At 64.0% G+C, this 1,382-nt stretch carries 2 protein-coding genes; one reads left to right on the forward strand and one right to left on the reverse strand.

All coding sequences use genetic code 11. The features are described 5' to 3' along the window. A partial coding sequence (locus tag GSQ79_RS29525; protein WP_368669941.1) for a TGS domain-containing protein occupies positions 1-674 on the reverse strand: 674 nt, incomplete at its 3' end. A gap of 215 nt (positions 675-889) precedes the next feature. On the opposite strand from GSQ79_RS29525, the gene GSQ79_RS13105 reads away from it, so the two are divergent. Next, positions 890-1,177: a GIY-YIG nuclease family protein gene (locus tag GSQ79_RS13105; protein WP_158809155.1), complete on the forward strand. Its 288-nt coding sequence runs from the start codon at positions 890-892 to the stop codon at positions 1,175-1,177. Positions 1,178-1,382: the final 205 nt, after the last annotated feature.

A 1,382-nucleotide genomic window follows, 5' to 3' on the forward strand; every position in this document is an offset into this window, starting at 1 on the left:
TTGGCGAAGGCGGTGGCGTAGATCCGCTGCAGCATCGGGCGGGTGCTGTCGCCGCGCCAGTAGGCGCCGGCGACCTTCATCAGCTTGAACGCGCTGCCGATCTTGCCCGTCGATGTCATGTGCGGACCGCGGCAGAGGTCGAGCCAGTCCCCCTGCTTGTAGATTTTGAGCGCCTGGTCGGCCGGGATCATGTCGACCAGCTCGATCTTGAACGCCTCGCCGCGCTTTTCGAAGAAATCCTTGGCCTGCTCGCGCGTCCAGGACTCCTTGGTGAACGGCGCATCCTTCTGGATGAGCTCGCGCATCTTCTTCTCGATGGCGGCGAAATCCTCCGGCGTGAACGGCGTCTCGCGGTAAAAATCGTAGTAAAAGCCGTTCTCGATCACCGGGCCGATGGTGACCTGCGTAGAGGGATAGAGCGCCTGCACGGCTTCCGCCAACACATGCGCCGTATCGTGGCGGATCAGCTCGAGGGACCGGGGATCGTCGCGGGAGAGGAACTCGAGCTTGGCGTCGACGTCGAGGGTGTCGGAGAGGTCGCTCAGCACCCCGTCGCGCATCATCGCGACGGTGCGCTTCAGCAGCGACGGCGAGATGCTTTTGGCGACATCGGCGCCGGAGACGCCTGGCTCGAACTGACGGCTGTTGCCATCTGGAAAAGTCACAGAAATCATTTTTCGGCTCCTCGGGCTCACTCGCCGATACGAGTCGGCGTAAGCGGTGGGGTGCCGATATAAGGGAGGCGCGGCGCGGGGGCAACGTTGGCGGCATGGCGCCGTCATCGCGAGCGCAGCGAAGCGAGCCAGGGGCAACGGACCGCAGCGCGGCGCGATGGAAGCGCCGGCCCCTGGTTTGCTTCGCCTTCGGTTCGCAAAGACGGAGGTTCAACATGCGTGAGCCAGCCGTGTACATCATGGCGAGCCGACGCAACGGCACGCTGTACACCGGCGTTACCGCCAAGCTGTCGCGGCGAGTCTACGAACATCGCGAGAGCTTGGTCCGAGGGTTTACAGCCCGACACGGCTGCAAGCTGCTCGTCTGGTACGAACCTTACGAGATGATGCTCGACGCCATCGCGCGCGAAAAGCAGATCAAAGCTGGATCGCGAGCCAAAAAGCTGGCGCTGATCGAGGGGATGAACCCGCAGTGGCGGGATCTGTATGCCGATCTGGCATGATCTCTCCGTCATCGCGAGCGAAGCGAGCCAGGGGCGGCGCACCGCAGCGCCACGAGAGCAAAGCGCTGGCCGCTGGGTTGCTTCGCCTTCGGCTCGCAATGACGTTTTCGTCCGTCATCGCGAGCGCAGCGAAGCGACCCAGGCGACACGGACAACAGCGCGGCGAGAGCGAAGCGCCGGCCCCTCGGTTGCGTTACCTTCGGCT

Origin of the sequence: Beijerinckia sp. L45, assembly GCF_009765775.1 — a bacterium.
Classification (GTDB): domain Bacteria; phylum Pseudomonadota; class Alphaproteobacteria; order Rhizobiales; family Beijerinckiaceae; genus RH-AL1.

What these genes read in the sequence shown, in the direction of transcription:
- GSQ79_RS13105 (WP_158809155.1), top strand. Translation starts at nt 890, where the DNA reads ATGCGTGAGCCAGCCGTGTACATCATGGCGAGCCGACGCAACGGCACG.